The 16,342-nt window shown below is 71.1% G+C and carries 14 protein-coding genes and 1 pseudogene; 7 read left to right on the top strand and 8 right to left on the bottom strand.

Annotated features, from left to right (window positions below; all coding sequences use genetic code 11):
* Both B7X32_RS09590 and B7X32_RS09585 read left to right on the top strand, forming a co-directional pair.
* Positions 1-408 (top strand): annotated as a pseudogene (locus B7X32_RS09590) (APC family permease); the annotation flags it as partial.
* A gap of 51 nt (positions 409-459) precedes the next feature.
* A complete protein-coding gene (locus B7X32_RS09585) occupies positions 460-1,062 on the top strand; it encodes a TetR family transcriptional regulator (RefSeq protein ID WP_292718912.1) in 603 nt (200 codons plus the stop codon).
* Positions 1,063-1,124: 62 nt separating this feature from the next.
* On the opposite strand, the gene B7X32_RS09580 is transcribed toward B7X32_RS09585, so the two are convergent.
* The gene (locus B7X32_RS09580) at positions 1,125-2,882 is read right to left on the bottom strand and encodes a proline--tRNA ligase (RefSeq protein WP_292718910.1); all 1,758 of its coding nucleotides are present in this window, start codon (positions 2,880-2,882) and stop codon (positions 1,125-1,127) included.
* 69 nt (positions 2,883-2,951) lie between these two features.
* Entirely contained in the window at positions 2,952-3,725 is a 774-nt protein-coding gene (locus B7X32_RS09575; RefSeq protein WP_292718908.1) for an isocitrate lyase/phosphoenolpyruvate mutase family protein, read from the bottom strand.
* Between the two features lie 53 nt (positions 3,726-3,778).
* Between B7X32_RS09575 and B7X32_RS09570 the strand changes: the two genes are divergently transcribed.
* The 4 genes from B7X32_RS09570 to B7X32_RS09555 all read left to right on the top strand — a co-directional run bounded on the left by B7X32_RS09570 (position 3,779) and on the right by B7X32_RS09555 (position 8,969).
* Positions 3,779-5,197: an RNB domain-containing ribonuclease gene (locus B7X32_RS09570; protein ID WP_292718906.1), complete on the top strand. Its 1,419-nt coding sequence runs from the start codon at positions 3,779-3,781 to the stop codon at positions 5,195-5,197.
* A gap of 16 nt (positions 5,198-5,213) precedes the next feature.
* Entirely contained in the window at positions 5,214-6,536 is a 1,323-nt protein-coding gene (locus tag B7X32_RS09565; protein WP_292718904.1) for an erythromycin esterase family protein, read from the top strand.
* Positions 6,537-6,596: 60 nt separating this feature from the next.
* Positions 6,597-7,301, top strand: a complete 705-nt coding sequence (locus B7X32_RS09560; protein WP_292718902.1) for a nucleotidyltransferase domain-containing protein — start codon at positions 6,597-6,599, stop codon at positions 7,299-7,301.
* A gap of 111 nt (positions 7,302-7,412) precedes the next feature.
* Positions 7,413-8,969: an HNH endonuclease signature motif containing protein gene (locus B7X32_RS09555; protein ID WP_292718900.1), complete on the top strand. Its 1,557-nt coding sequence runs from the start codon at positions 7,413-7,415 to the stop codon at positions 8,967-8,969.
* A 71-nt stretch (positions 8,970-9,040) separates the two neighbouring features.
* On the opposite strand, the gene B7X32_RS09550 is transcribed toward B7X32_RS09555, so the two are convergent.
* From B7X32_RS09550 to ispG, 4 genes are all read right to left on the bottom strand, one after another.
* Positions 9,041-9,613: a nitroreductase family protein gene (locus B7X32_RS09550; protein ID WP_292718898.1), complete on the bottom strand. Its 573-nt coding sequence runs from the start codon at positions 9,611-9,613 to the stop codon at positions 9,041-9,043.
* Between the two features lie 40 nt (positions 9,614-9,653).
* Positions 9,654-10,514 carry a hypothetical protein gene (locus B7X32_RS09545; RefSeq protein ID WP_292718896.1) on the bottom strand — a complete coding sequence of 287 codons (861 nt, stop codon included), beginning with the start codon at positions 10,512-10,514 and terminating at the stop codon, positions 9,654-9,656.
* A 34-nt stretch (positions 10,515-10,548) separates the two neighbouring features.
* The gene (locus B7X32_RS09540; RefSeq protein ID WP_292718894.1) at positions 10,549-10,875 is read right to left on the bottom strand and encodes a nuclear transport factor 2 family protein; all 327 of its coding nucleotides are present in this window, start codon (positions 10,873-10,875) and stop codon (positions 10,549-10,551) included.
* A 71-nt stretch (positions 10,876-10,946) separates the two neighbouring features.
* A complete protein-coding gene (gene ispG / locus B7X32_RS09535) occupies positions 10,947-12,098 on the bottom strand; it encodes a flavodoxin-dependent (E)-4-hydroxy-3-methylbut-2-enyl-diphosphate synthase (protein WP_181158161.1) in 1,152 nt (383 codons plus the stop codon).
* A gap of 181 nt (positions 12,099-12,279) precedes the next feature.
* Here ispG and B7X32_RS09530 point away from each other — a divergent pair, with 181 nt between their 5' ends.
* The gene (locus tag B7X32_RS09530) at positions 12,280-14,178 is read left to right on the top strand and encodes a chorismate-binding protein (RefSeq protein ID WP_292718891.1); all 1,899 of its coding nucleotides are present in this window, start codon (positions 12,280-12,282) and stop codon (positions 14,176-14,178) included.
* Positions 14,179-14,182: 4 nt separating this feature from the next.
* On the opposite strand, the gene B7X32_RS09525 is transcribed toward B7X32_RS09530, so the two are convergent.
* A complete protein-coding gene (locus B7X32_RS09525) occupies positions 14,183-15,514 on the bottom strand; it encodes a site-2 protease family protein (RefSeq protein ID WP_292718889.1) in 1,332 nt (443 codons plus the stop codon).
* A gap of 85 nt (positions 15,515-15,599) precedes the next feature.
* The coding region (locus B7X32_RS09520) for a 1-deoxy-D-xylulose-5-phosphate reductoisomerase (RefSeq protein ID WP_292718887.1) at positions 15,600-16,342 on the bottom strand (743 nt) is incomplete at its 5' end.

Here is a 16,342-nt window from a genome sequence, read left to right as displayed (position 1 = left end):
AGCGTCATCTCGCTCGCGGCGATCGTGATCACCCTCGCGACCGGGGCGGATCCGTTCCTCGGTTTCGCCCTGCCGGTGTATTCCGTGGGAGTCGCGGGACTCGTGTTCGCGCAGGCGGTCGCAGCGATCGCGGTCGTCGGCTTCTTCCTGCGCGACCGCAGAGGGCACAGCGTCTGGCGCGTGCTCGTCGCGCCGGCGCTCGGCGCGATCGGCCTGATCGTGGGATGGATCCTCATCGCGACGAACTTCAGCCTCGTCTCCGGCGTCGAGGGGCCGATCAACATCGCCCTGCTCGCGCCGACCCCCGTCCTGTTCCTGGCCGGGATCGTGATCGGCTTCGTGCTCAAGGCCCGCAATCCCCGGCACTATGCTGAGCTGACCACGGTGGTCGTGGACGACGAGGGCTGAGCGCCGGGATCCGGACGCGACGGCTCCGACAGCCCGCAGGAAGGGGTCGCCGTGCCGACACAGCACAAGCACAGCGCACGCCGCGCGGAGCTCATCTCGGCCACCCGCCGCGTCGCCGGCCGGAGCGGGCTGAACGCGACGAACGTGCGCGCGGTCGCGGCCGAGGCATCGGTCAGCGCCGGCAGCGTGCTCTACTACTTCCCGAGCTTCGACGACCTCATGTACGCGACCGTCGAGGGCGTGCTGGAGGAGATGTACGAGCACCGCAGGGTGATCGCGGAGCAGGAGCCGGATCCGATCCGACGGCTGGCGAAGCTGGTCGAGGCGGGCGTCCCCGACGAGATCAGCGATCACCTGCGCATGGCCTACGAGAGCATCCCGCTGCTGCGCGAGCAGCCCCAGTACCGTCCGCTGCATCGCTCGATCGTGGAGCGTCAGGTGGGCCTGTACCGATCCACGATCGAGATCGGGGCGGCGCTGGGCGTCTTCCGGCCCGCGGCGGAGCTCACCGTGATCGCGCGCAACATCGTCGCCCTCGAGGACGCGTACGACCTCTACCCGCTGATCGGCCTCGAGCACGGCGCGACCACCTACCGCGCGAACATCCTGTCCTACGCGTCGCTCGCGCTGGGCTGCGAGATCACCGCGGAGTGACCCGCACCGCGGAAGGCCCCGGGATCCGATTCGGATCCCGGGGCCTTCCCGTGCGTGCGCGGTCAGCGCGCGGCGAGCGTGCGCAGGGCCTCCGCGAGGGAGACGGTGTCGCGCTCGCCGCTGCGACGATCCCACAGCTCGACCTGGCCATCGGCCGCGCCGCGGCCGACCACGAGCACGCGCGGCACGCCCACGAGCTCGGCGTCGCCGAACTTGACCCCGGGTGAGACCTTGGGGCGGTCGTCGTAGAGCACGTCGAGACCCGCGGCCTCGAGCTGCGCCGCGGCGTCCGCGGCCACGTCGAACGCGATCTGGTCGCGGCCGGCGGCCACCACGTGCACGTCGAACGGGGCGACGGCCGCGGGCCAGATGAGCCCCTTCTCGTCGTTGTTGAGCTCGGCGATGATCGCGAGGATGCGGGTCACGCCGATGCCGTAGGAGCCCATCGTGACGGTGACGAGCTTGCCGTTCTCGTCGAGCACCTTGAGCCCGAGCGCGTCGGCGTACTTGCGGCCGAGCTGGAAGACGTGGCCGATCTCCATGCCGCGCGCGAGGTGCACCGGGCCGGATCCGTCCGGGGCGGGGTCGCCCTCGCGCACGTTGGCGATCTCCACGATGCCGTCGGCGGAGAAGTCGCGGCCCGCGATCACCGAGTGCGCGTGCTTCTGGTCGATGTTCGCACCCGTGATCCAGCTCGTGCCCTCGACGACGCGGGGGTCGAGGAGGTACCGGATCCCCGTCGCGGACTCCTCGCCGAGGATCGCGCCCGTCGGCGACCACGGACCGATGTAGCCCTTGACCAGCAGCGGGTGCTTCTCGAAGTCCTCGGGGGTCGCCGGCTCGATCTCGGCCGGCGCGAAGGCGACCTCGGCGCGCTTCTCGTCGACCTCGCGGTCGCCGGGGATGCCGATGACGACGAGTTCGCGGGTGCCGTCGAGATGCGTGAGCGCGAGCACGACGTTCTTCAGGGTGTCGGCCGCCGTGAACTCTCCCTCGAGGTGCGCGTTCGCATGCGTCACGAGCGTCTCGATCGTGGGCGTGTCCGGCGAGTCGAAGATCACGGGGGCGCCGTCCGCGTCGAACGGGAGGGGCCCGGGGATCGCGGTCGTGTACGCCTCGACGTTGGCCGCGTAGCCGCCCTCCGAGCGCACGAAGGTGTCCTCGCCGACCGGGGTCGGGTGCAGGAACTCCTCGCTGCGGGATCCGCCCATCGCTCCCGCGTCGGCCTGCACGATGACGTACTCCAGGCCGAGGCGCTGGAAGATGCGCTCGTAGGCGTCGCGCTGCGCCTGGTAGCTGACCTCGAGGCCGGCATCGCCGGCGTCGAAGGAGTAGGCGTCCTTCATGGTGAACTCGCGGCCGCGCAGCAGGCCGGCGCGCGGCCGGGCCTCGTCGCGGTACTTGTCCTGGATCTGGTAGATCGTCAGCGGCAGATCCTTGTACGAGGAGTACAGGTCCTTCACGAGCAGCGTGAACGCCTCCTCGTGCGTGGGCGCGAGCAGATAGTCGCCGCCCTTGCGGTCCTGGAGACGGAACAGCAGGTCGCCGTACTCCTCCCAGCGCCCGGTCGCCTCGTATGCCTCACGCGGCATGAGTGCGGGGAAGTGCACCTCCTGGGCGCCCGCGGCGGCCATCTCCTCGCGGACCACCTTCTCGATGCGCGCCTTGACGCGCAGGCCCAGCGGAAGCCAGGCGAAGATGCCCGACGCCTGCGGCCGGATGTATCCGGCGCGGATCAGCAGCTTGTGGCTCGCGACCTCGGCGCCGGCCGGGTCTTCGCGGAGCGTGCGGAGGAAGAAATTCGAGAGACGTGTGACCACCAGGCAAGTCTAGTGACGGCGATCGCCCCGCCTGTGCGGGGGCCGAGGCGGGGCGATCGGGTGGTCGCGTCAGTTGAGAGCGCGCGTGCCGGCGGGGATGACGCCGCCGGCGTAGATCTCCGCCGCGCTGTCCTGCAGCGCGGTGAGCGCGACGCGCTGCGGCAGCGGTCCGTACGAGATGCGGGCGGCGCCGAGCGCCTCGTACTCGGTCGAGGTGAGCGCGCCGGGCAGGCCGATCACGCTGACCTTGCCGTGCCCGATCCCTTCGACGAGGGCGCGGGTGGTGTCGGCGTCGAGGATCCCCGGCACGAAGACGCACGTGGCGCCGGCGTCGAGGAAGGCCCGCCCGCGCTCGATCGCGTCGGCCAGGGACTCGGCGACCGGGCGACCGCCGCCGCGGACGAACGCGTCGGTGCGCGCGTTCAGCACGAAGGGCACTCCCTCGGCCTCGCCCGCGCGGATCATCGCCTCGACGTCGGCCGCGGCCTCGGCAAGGGGACGCAGCCGGTCCTCGACGTTCGCGCCGACGATGCCGGCCCCGATCGCGAGGCGCACGGTCTCGCCCGGGTCGCCGTAGCCGTCGTCGAGGTCGGCGGTCACGGGCAGCTCGACCGCGGCGGCGATGCGGCCCGCCATGTCGAGCATGAGCTCGCGCGGGATCGCGCCGTCGGCGTAGCCGAAGGACGAGGCGATGGCGTGGCCCGCCGTGGCGATGGCCGTGGTCTCGGGCAGGGCGGCGATCGCCCGGGCGGAGACGACGTCCCAGACGTTCACGACGCGGAGGATCTCGGGGGCCGCGTAGAGCGCGGCGAGGGTGCGGGCCTTGTCGGCAGAGGTGGTCATGGGCACAACGCTAATACCCGGCTCGGACGCAGGGGGCGGCCTAGGCTGAACCCATGCTGCAGCGCCGATCGCACGTCGCCCCGTCCGCCGCACAGAGCGAGCTCGCCACGGCGCTCGCCGCGTTGCGCACCGAGATCGACGCGCCGACCGGATTCCCGCCCGAGGCGCTCGCGGAGGCCGCCTCCGCCACCGCGCCGGCGCCGGAGCTGGACCTGCGCGACATCGCGTTCGCCACCTTGGACCCGGCGGGATCCATGGATCTCGACCAGGCCTTCCAGATCGAGCGCAGCGGATCCGGATACACCGTCCGCTACGCGATCGCGGATGTCCCGTCGTTCGTGACGCCGGGCGGTGCGCTCGACGCCGCGGCACGCGCCCGCGGCGAGACCCTGTACGCGGCGGACGGGACGATCCCGCTGCATCCGCCGGTCCTCAGCGAGGGCCGCGCCTCGCTGCTGCCGGACCAGGACCGCCCCGCCCTCGTATGGACCTTCGCGCTGGACGAGGCGGGAACGGTGACCGACACGCGGCTGGAACGCGCGCTGATCCGCTCCCGCGCGAAGCTGGACTACGTCACGACCCAGGCGGACCTCGATGCCGGCAGGGACAGCCCGGCCGCACTCCTCCCGGAGGTGGGGCGCCTGCGCCTGGCGCAGGAGGCGCAGCGGGGAGGTGCGAGCCTGAACCTGCCGGACGACGAGGTCGTGCGCAAGGACGACGGTACCTACGCGATCGAGCGCCGCACGCCGCTTCCGGTCGAGGACTGGAACGCGCAGCTGTCGCTCATGACGGGCATGGCGGCCGCGCAGCTCATGCTGCAGGCGAAGGTCGGGATCCTGCGGACCATGCCCCAGCCGGACGACGCCGCGTTCGACACCTTCCGCCGGCAGACCCAGGCGCTCGGCGTGCCGTGGACGACGGGCCGCTACGGCGACTACCTGCGCGGCCTCGACAGGGACGATCCGCGCACCCTGCCGATCCTGGAGGCGGCGTCCGCACTGTTCCGCGGCGCCGGATACGTCGCGTTCGACGGCGAGGCCCCCGCGCAGGCGACGCAGGCCGCGATCGCCGCACCCTATGCGCACGCCACCGCGCCGCTGCGTCGTCTCGTGGATCGCTGGTCCCTCGCGATCTCGCTCGCGGTGAGCCGTGGCCAGGAGATCCCCGCGTGGGTGCACGAGAGCATGGAGCAGGTTCCCGACCTGATGCGCGCCGCGGCGCAGCGGTCCTCCGCGCTGAACTCGCGCACGCTCGATCTCGTGGAGGCCGCCGTGCTCTCCCCGCACGTCGGCGAGACCTTCTCCGCCGTCGTGATCCGGCGCAACGGCGAGCGCGGCACCGTGCAGATCGCGGATCCGCCCGTGACCGCGTCGATGGCGCTGCCGGACTCCGCGGCCGCGGGCGCGACCATCCAGGTGGTGCTGAACTCCGTCGACGTCGCGAAGGGGCAGGCGGCCTTTGCAGTCGTATAGCGACTCCCCTGACACCGTGACCGCGTGGCTCCGCGGCCGCGCGCACCGTCTGCGCACGCTGGATCCGGATGACGACGACGACACGGACCTCGAGCCGCTCCTCGACATCGTCGGCGATGCCCGCGTCGTCGCGATCGGCGAGTCGATGCACCGCGTGCACGAGTTCTTCGCGCTGCGCCACCGCGTGTTCCGGTTCCTGCATCGTCGCGCCGGCTTCACGGCCCTCGTGACGGAGAGCGGGTTGCCGGAGGGAAGGCTGGTCGACGAGTGGATCCGCACCGGGCGCGGCAGCCTGCGGGACGCTCTGAGGGACGGGATCTCGTACGGATTCGGCGCCTGCCAGGAGATGCTCGACCAGCTCACCTGGATGCGCGAGCGCACCGCGACAGGGCGCTCCGCCCCGCGCTGGTACGGGATGGATCTGCCCGACTCCTCGGCGAGCGCGCTGCCCGGTGTGCTCGCCGCGCTCGAGGTGCTCGACGACGCGGATCCGCACTACGCCGCGCACGTCCGCACCACGCTGCTGCCTCTGTTCGGCTATCTCCCCGACGACCGCACCGGCCTGGCGCAGGCGGCGCCCACAATCCGCGCGTACCTGGCGCTGCCGGCACCGGATCGCGCGAGGATCACCGTCGGCATCGCTGACCTCGCGGCGCGCATCAGCGCACGGCGACGCGAGCAGATCGCCGCGCTCGACGGTGACGCCGCGGCGGAGCGCCGGGTGGACGTCGCGATCCGCGCCGCCGAGAGCGCCCGCGCCGCCGACGCCTTCCTGCAGGCGATGACGGCCGGATCCACCCGCACCTGGCCCGCCGCGAACATCCGCGACGCGTGGATGGCCGACACGGTGCAGTGGGTCCTGCAACGGGAGCCCCGCATCGTGGTCGCGGCGGCCAACGGACATGTGCAGCGCACCCCGTTCTCCGCTCCCCCGTTCGTCCCGGATCCGATGACGACCATGGGCGGGCACCTCGCCGACCGGCTCGGCGACGACCTCGTGGTGATCGGGACGGCGTTCGGCGGCGGTCGGCAATGGCTGCACCGCCCGGATCCTGGGGATCCTCCGGGGCATTCCCGCCCCTTCATCGCGCCGATCGGCTCGCTCGATCGAGCCAGCCTCGACGCGGCGATCGAGCGCTCCGGGATCGACGATGCCGTCGTCGACCTGCGCACAGCCCCGGTCGCGGCGGAGGTCGTCCTCGACGCCACGACAGGGTGGCACAACGGCGACGTGATCCAGCCGGGTCGCGCGAGCGACGCGTTCGACGCGGTCGCCTTCATCCGGACGGTGACGCCCTGGCGGACCTGGATCGACGACCGGGGGCTGGATCGGCCCTGAGCGTTGCTCGGCGCGCATCTTCGACCCGGCGTCGGACCATCGCGCGACTACGCTGAACCGATGGATCACATCGCCCTCGCCGAGCGATTCGTCGCCATGCACTTCCCTGCCGCGACCACCGCGGTGCTCGCCGGAAGCACGGCGCGCGGCACGCGCACGGCGACCAGCGACCTCGATCTGCTGCTGATCGGAGAAGACCTCTTCGCCGACGCTCACACGGTGCGCGGCTCTTCGAGCCACGCCGGCACCTATGGCTTCGAAGGCGAGGCGGTCGAGGTGTTCGCCTACACCCCGTCCGGGTTCGAGGAATGGGCGCGACGCGGCGTCGCCCAGCATCGGCCGGTGATCGTGCACATGCTGGTAGAGGGGTTGCCGTTGCGCACCGGACCGGAGCTTCGGTCTCTGCGCGACCGCTGGGCCTCCGTGCTCCAGTCCGGTCCGACGCTGGGCGATGCCGAGTCCACGACGCGCCGCTATGTCATCACCGATCTGCTCGACGACTTCCTCGACGCCGACGATGCTTTGGAGCGCCACCAGCTTGCCGCAGCACTGTTCGATCGCACCGCTGAGCTGATCCTTCTCACGAACGGTCGATGGGTCGCATCGGGCAAGTGGCTGCCGCGGCGGCTCCGCGACTTCGATCCGCAACGAGCGGCGCAGCTCTCCGCTCCACTGCTGATCGGCGATCACTCGTCGTTCGCGGCGCAGGTCGAGCATGAGCTCGACCTCGCCGGAGGTCGAGTCTACGAGGGCTACGTGCGCTGATCGCACCGCGAGACCCTTCGCTTTCGATCCGCACAGATCACTCCTGCTCGAAGTTCTTCCCCGATCCTGGATCATCTCTCGGAATGTCGGTGGTGGTCGAGAGAATGGAGCATGGAACTTTTCACCGACATCGATGCGCAGGTTCAGACCCTGCGCGCGCTGCTCGGTGATGCTCTCGAAGCGACCGAGCTCGTCCCGCTCATCGAGAGCCTCGACGACGCGCGAGCGGTCGATGCGATCACCGCGGCGACGGCGCTGGTCCAGAGCGGGGAGCGGATCCGCGCAGCGGCCACCGGTGTCATCGCGGCCCGTTCGTCCCGCGAGGCCGGGCAGGCCGGGCTCGCCCAGTCCCGCGGACACCGCAACGCCGCCTCGCTCGTGCAGCAGATCACCGGATCGACGAGAGCCGAGGCCAGCAGGCAGGTGCGCATCGGCGAGTCGCTCCTCGCCTCGGCGACCACGACGGCTTCGTCAGGCCCGCCCGTCGGCGACTCGTCTTCGGACGACGAGGCGATTCGCGCGGAGAAGCCGGTCGCCCCGTGGCACGCCGGACTCGATCTCGCCCTGCTCGACGGGCGGATCACGCCGGCGCAGCACGACGCCATCCGTCAGGGGCTCGCAGATCCTCCCCTCGCCATCGATAAGGCGGAAGACGCCGACGACGCGGAGCGCGAGGACACCGAGCGCCACGACACCGAGCGCGACGACACCGAGCGCGAGGCGCTCATGCGCGAGTTGTGGGAGGTCGCCGCCGATCAGCTGATGGACGCGGCGGCTCACGACACTCCGGAGATGCTGAGCTCCGCGGCGCGCGCGATCCGTGACCGCCTCGACCCCGAAGGCGCGGCCCGACGGTTCCAGGAACGGTACTCGCGGCGCTCGTTCCGCGTGTGGACCACGGCCGACGGTCACAAGCGGGGTGCGATCGACTTCGACGACGAGGGCTACCTGTGGGCGACCACCATCATCGCCAACGCCATGCGTCCGCGGACCGGCGGCCCTCGGTTCGTCGATGCGGAGGAGAAGGCCCGTGCGCAGGCGCTGACCGACGATCCCCGCACGAACGACCAGCTCACCTACGATCTGTTCCTCGATCTGCTCCGCGCTGGTGCTGTGGCCGAGGCCCCTGCCGTGTTCGGCGCCCGGAGGGCGGGGGTCCGCATCGTCCAGGTCGTGCATGGCGACGGCACCGCGGAACCGATCGCACACGCGGAGGATCACCTGCACGCCTTCCCCGCCGCGGTCGCCGAGCAGCACAAGTGCGATGTCGGCGCCGTCACGGTCGCGGTCGACTCCCGAGGGAACCCGCTCGACGTCGGTCGCGAACACCGCCTCTTCACACCCGCGCAGCGAGTGGCGCTCGCCATCCGGGACGGCGGATGCCGGTGGATGGGGTGCGACCGGCCGGCGTCCTATGGCGAAGCGCACCACATCGACGAATGGGTCCGCGATGACGGCCGCACCGACATCGATCGCGGCATTCTGCTCTGCCGGTTCCATCACATGCAGCTGCATCACGGCGGTTGGCGGATCAGCCGTCACAAGAAGGACGACTTCGTGCTCCATCACCCTCGCGGGCAGACTTTCGCACTCTCGCCCAGACCCGCCCTTCGGTATGCCTGGGCCGTGGCCGAACCATGGCGGAAGCGGTTCCATGCGGCGGCATGACGGAACACAGGCACACGACGACTTCTCGCGATCAGTCGCGGGCCCAGGTGATGTCGTCGCGGCCGACGCGATCAGTCGCGGGCCCAGGTGATGTCGTCGCGGCCGACGCGTTCACGGCTCGTGCCCGCAGCCCGAACCTCGCCAGGGGCATGGGACGCGCGGCCGAACGCGGTCATGGTCGTGACCTCCCAATGCGGCGGGATCTGGAACTCGGCGGCGAGCGCGTCGCGATCGAAGGCCCGGAACTGATGCGCGTCGAGGCCGAGATGAAGACCCTGGATCGTCATGTGGGCGACGGCCTGGCCGAGGTCGTAGCGGGCGAACTCCGAATACTCCCAGTCCTCGGTCCCCTCGACCAGCACATGCGCGCAATTCACCACCAGCAATGACGCGTCGGGCGCCCACACAGACGAGCTCCGGGCAAGATGCGGCACGATCCGGCGGTGGATCTCATCGCCTCGCCGGGCGACGAGGAACATCCAGGGCTGACCGTTCCCGGCGGAGGGAGCCATCCTCGCGGCGTCGAGCAGCGAATCGACCTGCGCAGCGCTGATCTCGAGCTCCGGGTCGAACCCCACGGGGCTGAATCTGCCGGCCAGCGCCGGGTGCACGCCGGAAACGGCCGGGACCTCGCAGATCGTCATGCACCCAGTCTGGCGCGGTCGACGGCCGCGGGCGCATCGACTAAGCCGGCACCACCGAGGTCGTCATGACCAGCAGCTGCGGATCCGTCAGATCCAGCGACACCCGGATGGACGCGAACTCCGCGAGGGACGACACGTGCGTGCCGCCGCAGAGGATCGACGCCGTGCCCTCGGGCAGGCCGCACACCCAGCGGCGACGGTCCACGATCGTGTCGCCGTCGACCTCGATCCGGCTCGCTGCGCCGGACGCCACCCAGGCGGCGAGCTGCGCGTTGATGCGCTCCTCGCGTTCCGCCACGGACGCGGCGAAGCCCTCGGTGTCGAAGCCCGCCTTGCGCAGGCTCTTGCCGAGCCGGTACTCGTCGACCGAACCGTTCTCGTCGATCGAGCTCGTCTGATTCGCACGGCCCTCGAAATCGGGATTGCCCAGCGCGTCGGATCCGGGATCCTTGCGCCACAGATCGGCGACCGCGAGATCCAGGGCCAGGGACGCGAGGTGACAGGCGGTGTGCCCGCGGCTCAGTCCCGCACGGCGCTCCGCATCGACCGTCGCCTCGGCCGCGGCGCCTGCGGCGAGCGCCGAGGGCACGGCCGCGACCCGGTGCCCGACGAGCCAGGTCCAGCCCTCCGCACCGCGCTTGACCGGGATGTCGGCGCCGACCGCGACCACACCCTCATCGCTCACCGCCGCCATGACGGCCTCGGTCACGGCGACCTCCACGTCGCCCACGCGCAACGCACCCCGATCGCCCGGCTGATCCGGCCAGGTGTGGTCGACGGGGTGGAACGGAGTGCGGTCCAGCACGACGACCGCCCCTTCCTCCGCCGGGTGCACGCCCACGACGCGTGCGGACTCGACGAGGGACCCCGAGGGGAAGGTGACGACGGTGCTGTGCGACACGGAGACTCCAGACAAGGTGACGGGGAAGCGCGCGTCAGTGCGACGGCGGGATGGTGAAGCTGGCCAGGCGATCGCCGGAGACCACGAAGATCCCGTCCGACTCGCCGTTGAAGACGCTGCTGCGCCAGCCGAAGCGGATGCGCGTCGTATCGCCCTCGGTGTCCGCGGACAGCACCGTCATGCGGGCGCCGGCACCGATCGCGTCGGACCCCGCCCAGGCGCGCACGCCCTCGGGGCCGGCCTTGACGTTGCCCCAGTCGCTGACGAAGCCGTCCGGCGTGAAGGCGGCGACGAACGCCTCGGTGTCGGCGTCGTTGATGGCGTCGACCATGCGCTGCACGGCAGCGGGAAGCTGGCTCATGATTCCTCCTCGGAAAGGTCTCACTGTGTCACGCGACCCCTCCACGGAGCACTCGCGCTACGGGGTGCCCCTCAGCTGGTGACGACCTGCGCGGTGCCGAGCGGCGCGTTCGGACCCATCTCGTCGGCGATGCGGTTCGCCTCCTCGATGAGGGTCGCGACGATGTCCTCCTCCGGCACGGTCTTGATGACCTCGCCCTTGACGAAGATCTGCCCCTTGCCGTTGCCGGAGGCGACGCCGAGGTCGGCCTCTCGGGCCTCGCCAGGACCGTTCACGACGCAGCCCATGACGGCCACGCGCAGCGGCACGGTCATGTCCTTGAGCCCCTCGGTGACGTTCTCGGCGAGCGTGTAGACATCGACCTGCGCGCGTCCGCAAGACGGGCAGGACACGATCTCGAGCTTGCGCTCGCGCAGGTTCAGCGACTGCAGGATCTGGTGGCCGACCTTGACCTCCTCGGCGGGAGGGGCGGACAGCGAGACGCGGATCGTGTCGCCGATGCCCTCGCCGAGCAGGATCCCGAAGGCGGTCGCCGACTTGATCGTGCCCTGGAAGGCGGGGCCCGCCTCGGTCACACCGAGGTGCAGCGGCCAGTCGCCCATCGCGGCGAGCAGACGGTAGGCCTTCACCATGACGACGGGGTCGTTGTGCTTGACCGAGATCTTGAAGTCGTGGAAGTCGTGCTCCTCGAACAGCGACGCCTCCCAGCGCGCGCTCTCGGCGAGCGCCTCGGGGGTGGCCTTGCCGTACTTCTCGAGCAGGCGCGGGTCGAGGGACCCCGCGTTCACGCCGATCCGCAGCGAGACGCCGGCATCCTTCGCGGCCTTCGCGATGGCGCCGACCTGATCGTCGAACTTGCGGATGTTGCCCGGGTTCACGCGCACCGCCGCGCAGCCGGCGTCGATCGCCTGGAACACGTACTTCGGCTGGAAGTGGATGTCCGCGATGACCGGGATCTGGCTCTTCTTCGCGATGATGTGCAGCACGTCGGCATCGTCCTGGGACGGCACGGCGACACGCACGATCTCGCAGCCGGAGGCCGTGAGTTCGGCGATCTGCTGCAGCGTCCCGTTGATGTCGGTGGTCTTCGTGGTCGTCATCGACTGCACGCTGACGGGAGCACCGCCGCCGACGAGCACCTTGCCGACCTTGATCTGGCGGCTCTTGCGTCGCGGGGCGAGGACATCGGGGATCCGGGGCATCCCCAGGTTCACAGCTGGCACGTCATCCAGGGTACCCGTGCGCAGCTGGACGGGATCCGTGTGGTAGTTTCGGCGCATGTCCGCGAACCGCTCTTGGTGGCCCGCCCGTTAGGCGGAGAGTTCGCGACCCACGATCCAGACCGCCTTCCGGGGCGGTCTTGTCGTTTCTGCCGCGTCGGATCCCTTTTTCAGGAGCACCCTCATGACCACCGCCGACCGGATCCACGCCCTCGATTCGTCGTTCGTCCTGCTCGCCCGCGAAGGCTCGGACGACGTCGAGCTGCTCACCGGCGAGATCGTCGACGTGTCGAACCTCGCAGACATCCCCCTCGGCACCGGCGGCGAGCGCCGCGAGGTGTTCTCGCTCGTCCCCTACCGTCAGGTGCGCGAGCGCGGCTTCGAAGCGCAGGACGACGGCGCGCCGCTGCGCTGCCTGATCGTGGACGAGCACCTGCACCTGCCCGCGGACGAGGTGCGGGCCGCGCTGCCCGCCGACCCGATCCCGCTCCACGACGGAGGCTTCGACCTCAGCGACGAGGACTACGCCGCGATCGTCGAACGCGTGATCGCCGACGAGATCGGGCGCGGCGAGGGCGCGAACTTCGTGATCCGCCGCGACTACACCGCCCGCATCGACACGACGGTCCCGCAGGCGGAGCGCACGGCGGCGCTCACCTGGTTCCGCGCACTGCTGGAGCACGAGCGCGGCGCGTACTGGACGTTCGCGGTCGTCTCCCCCGGCGTGATCGCGGTCGGCGCGAGCCCCGAGGCGCACGTCGTCGCGCAGGGCGGCGTGGTGACCATGAACCCCATCTCCGGCACGTTCCGCCACCCCGCGGGCGGCTCGACCACGGCGGCTCTGGGCGAGTTCCTCTCCTCGACGAAGGAGACGGAGGAGCTGTTCATGGTGGTCGACGAGGAGCTCAAGATGATGAGCGCGGTCTGCTCCGACGGCGGGCGGATCACCGGCCCGCACCTCAAGCAGATGTCGCGGCTCACGCACACCGAGTACATGCTGCGCGGCAGCAGCCGGCTGGATCCGCGCGACATCCTGCGCGAGACCATGTTCGCGCCGACCGTGACGGGATCCCCGATGCAGAACGCCTGCACGGTGATCCGCCGGCACGAGCGCAAGCCCCGCGGCTACTACTCCGGCGTCGCGGCCCTCTTCACGCCGAACGACGCCGGCGGCCACGACCTGGATGCGCCGATCCTCATCCGCACCGTGTACCTCAAGGACGGCGAGGTCAGCGTCCCGGTGGGCGCCACCCTCGTGCGCCACTCCGACCCGGCCGGCGAGGTCGGCGAGACCCATGGCAAGGCCGCGGGAGTGCTGGGCGCGATCGGCGCCGTCGCGCGCGACGTGGTCGCCGAGGCCCGCGAGGACGCCGACGCCCCGGGATCCGGCGCCACTCCGGCCGACGATCCCGCGATCCAGGCTCTGCTCGCCTCCCGCAACGCCCGCCTCGCCGAGTTCTGGATCAACCCGCAGGACGGCGTCACCGAGGCGTCGGCCACCGCGCCCTTCGCCGGACGCACGGCCGTGGTCGTGGACGCGGAGGACCGTTTCACCACGATGCTCGCGCACCAGCTGCGCCATCTCGGACTCGACGTGCGGATCCAGCCCTGGGCGGAGGCCGACGACGCCGAGATCGACGCCGCGGACCTGCTCATCGCGGGGCCGGGCCCCGGCGACCCCCGGGACGGCTCCTCCCCGCGCATCGCCCGGATGCGCGCCCTCGTGGCACGTCGCCGCGAATCGTCGCGCCCGCTGCTCGCCGTGTGCCTCAGCCATCAGATCCTCGCGGACTCGCTCGGGATCGAGCTGGCCCCGCTCGCCAGTCCGCACCAGGGTCTGCAGAAGGCGGTGCCGGTGTTCGGGGAGGACGCCTCGATCGGCTTCTACAACACGTTCACCGCGCGCGTCGCGCCTGGCACGACCGAGGCCGGTGTCGCCGAGGTCTCCGCGGATCCGGTCTCCGGCGACGTCTACGCGCTGCGCGGCCCGGCGTTCGCCTCCGTGCAGGGCCATCTGGAGTCGATCCTGTCGCGCGACGGGATGACGACGCTGCAGCGCCTGGTGGGGCACGCCCTGAGCTGAGGGCTCAGCCGAGCGTCACCGGGTGGAACAGGTCGGCGACGAGCAGCAGACCGCCCATGCCGACCAGTAGCGCCGCGACCACGATCGTCAGCGGCACGAGCCGGGTGGCGTCCACGGGCTTGGGCTTCGGACGCCCTGCCACCTTGGCCCAGGCGCGCTTCAGCCCGTCCCAGAGCGCGACCACGATGTGCCCGCCGTCCAGGGGCAGCAGCGGGATCAGGTTGAACACGAAGAGGGCGATGTTCAGCGAACCCATGAGGCTCAGCAGCACGGCGAAGCGATTCAGGAGCGGAGCGTCGGCCGCGGCCACCTCGCCGGCGATACGGCCGACGCCGATCACGCTGAGCGGCCCGTTCGGATCCCGCGGCGTGCCGGTGACCAGGGAGACGCCCACATCCCACAGCCGCACCGGCAGATTGCCGATCAGCTGCACGACCGCGCCGGTGTTCGCCATGGCCTGTTCGAAGCCGGCCGACAGCGGCTGCTGCACATAGGCGAGCTGCGCGCCGACCCCGGCGTAGCCGACGGTGTGCATGACGGCGTTGCCCTTGTCGTCGACGACCGCGCGGCCGTTGCCGTCCGCCTCCTGCCGCTGGGCGGCCACAGGGGTGAGCTGCAGCGTCAGCCGGGTTCCGTCGCGCTCGACGACGAGCGGGAGGGCCTTGCCGGGCGAGGCCTGGATGATCGCACTGGCCTCGGCGAACGTGCGGACGTCCTTGCCGTCGACCGAGACGATCCTGTCCCCCGGCTTGACCCCGGCCTGCGCCGCGGGAGCCACCGGGTCCGAGGCGGAACAGGAGGTCTGCGTGGATCCGGCCGGCAGCACGCACTCCGAGACCGAGGCGATCGTGGTCGTGCCCTGCTGCAGTCCGATGCCGCTCAGCAGCACCGTGAACGTGACGACCGCGAGCACGAGGTTCATGAACGGGCCGCCGAACATGACGATGACCCGCTTCCACACCGGCAGCAGGTAGAAGACCCGGCTCGCGCGCTCGGGATCGATCGTGTCGTCGTTCGCGGCCCTCGCGTCCTGGATGAGGGTGCGGAAGGCGCCGCGCGACCGACTCCGCCCTCCGTCGTCGGCCTGATCGCCGGGCGAGGGCGGGTACATGCCGGACATGGAGATGAAGCCGCCGATCGGCAGCGCCTTGACGCCGTACTCGGTCTCGCCGATCTTCTTCGAGAACAGCCGCGGTCCGAAGCCGATCATGTACTGGCCGACGTGCACGCCGAACAGCTTGGCGGGGACGAGGTGCCCGAGCTCGTGCAGGGCGATCGAGACACCGAGCCCGACCAGCACGAACAGCAGGCCGCCGATGTATAGCAGGATCTCCACCCCGCCACGTTACCGGTGCCGGGCTAGGAAACGGCCGTGCCGGGGCTGTGCACTCGCCCGGATCCGGGAGATCCGTTCCGGCGGGTCACGCCTGTGCGGCGATCATCCGGTCCGCGGTCGCCCGCGCCCAGGCCTCGGCGTCCGCCAGGGACCCGACCGTGAGGTCGTCGGGCGGCTCATGGGCGTCGACGACGCGCTGGATGGTGTCGACGATCGCGAGGAAGCTCAGCCGTCCCTCGTGGAATGCGTTCACGGCCTGCTCGTTCGCAGCGTTGTAGACGGCGGGGAAGGTGCGCCCGGCCCGTCCGACGTGCTTCGCCAGGGCGACCGCGGGGAACGCCGCGTTGTCGAGCGGCTCGAAGGTCCAGCTCGCGGCCTTCGTCCAGTCGATCGGCCGCCCGGCGCCGCCCACGCGGTTCGGCCAGTCCAGGCCCAGCGAGATGGGCAGGCGCATGTCGGGCGGAGAGGCCTGGGCGATCGTGGATCCGTCCACGAACTCGACCATCGAGTGCACGATCGACTGCGGGTGCACGACGACCTCGATCCGCTCGTAGTCCACGTCGAACAGCAGGTGCGCCTCGATGACCTCGAGCCCCTTGTTCACGAGCGTCGCCGAGTTCGTGGTGACCATGCGGCCCATGTCCCAGGTGGGGTGCGCGAGCGCCTCCGCAGGGGTCACCCCGGCCATCTCCGCCCGGGACCGGCCGCGGAAGGGGCCTCCGGACGCGGTCACGACGAGCCTGCGGACCTCCTGCTTCGTCCCGGACCGCAGCGCCTGCGCGAGCGCCGAGTGCTCGGAGTCGACCGGCACGATCTGCCCCGGTGCGG

Origin of the sequence: Microbacterium sp. 13-71-7 (assembly GCF_002257455.1) — a bacterium.
In the GTDB taxonomy this organism is placed as follows: domain Bacteria; phylum Actinomycetota; class Actinomycetes; order Actinomycetales; family Microbacteriaceae; genus Microbacterium.
This window is presented reverse-complemented; position numbering and strand designations above follow the sequence as displayed.

Excerpts from the sequence above, each read along its gene's own strand:
- B7X32_RS09575 (WP_292718908.1), bottom strand. The coding sequence starts at position 3,725 with ATGACCACCTCTGCCGACAAGGCCCGCACCCTCGCCGCGCTCTACGCG.
- B7X32_RS09530 (WP_292718891.1), top strand. The coding sequence starts at position 12,280 with ATGACCACCGCCGACCGGATCCACGCCCTCGATTCGTCGTTCGTCCTG.
- B7X32_RS09570 (WP_292718906.1), top strand. The coding sequence starts at position 3,779 with ATGCTGCAGCGCCGATCGCACGTCGCCCCGTCCGCCGCACAGAGCGAG.
- B7X32_RS09555 (WP_292718900.1), top strand. The coding sequence starts at position 7,413 with ATGGAACTTTTCACCGACATCGATGCGCAGGTTCAGACCCTGCGCGCG.
- B7X32_RS09550 (WP_292718898.1), bottom strand. The coding sequence starts at position 9,613 with ATGACGATCTGCGAGGTCCCGGCCGTTTCCGGCGTGCACCCGGCGCTG.
- B7X32_RS09540 (WP_292718894.1), bottom strand. The coding sequence starts at position 10,875 with ATGAGCCAGCTTCCCGCTGCCGTGCAGCGCATGGTCGACGCCATCAAC.
- B7X32_RS09560 (WP_292718902.1), top strand. The coding sequence starts at position 6,597 with ATGGATCACATCGCCCTCGCCGAGCGATTCGTCGCCATGCACTTCCCT.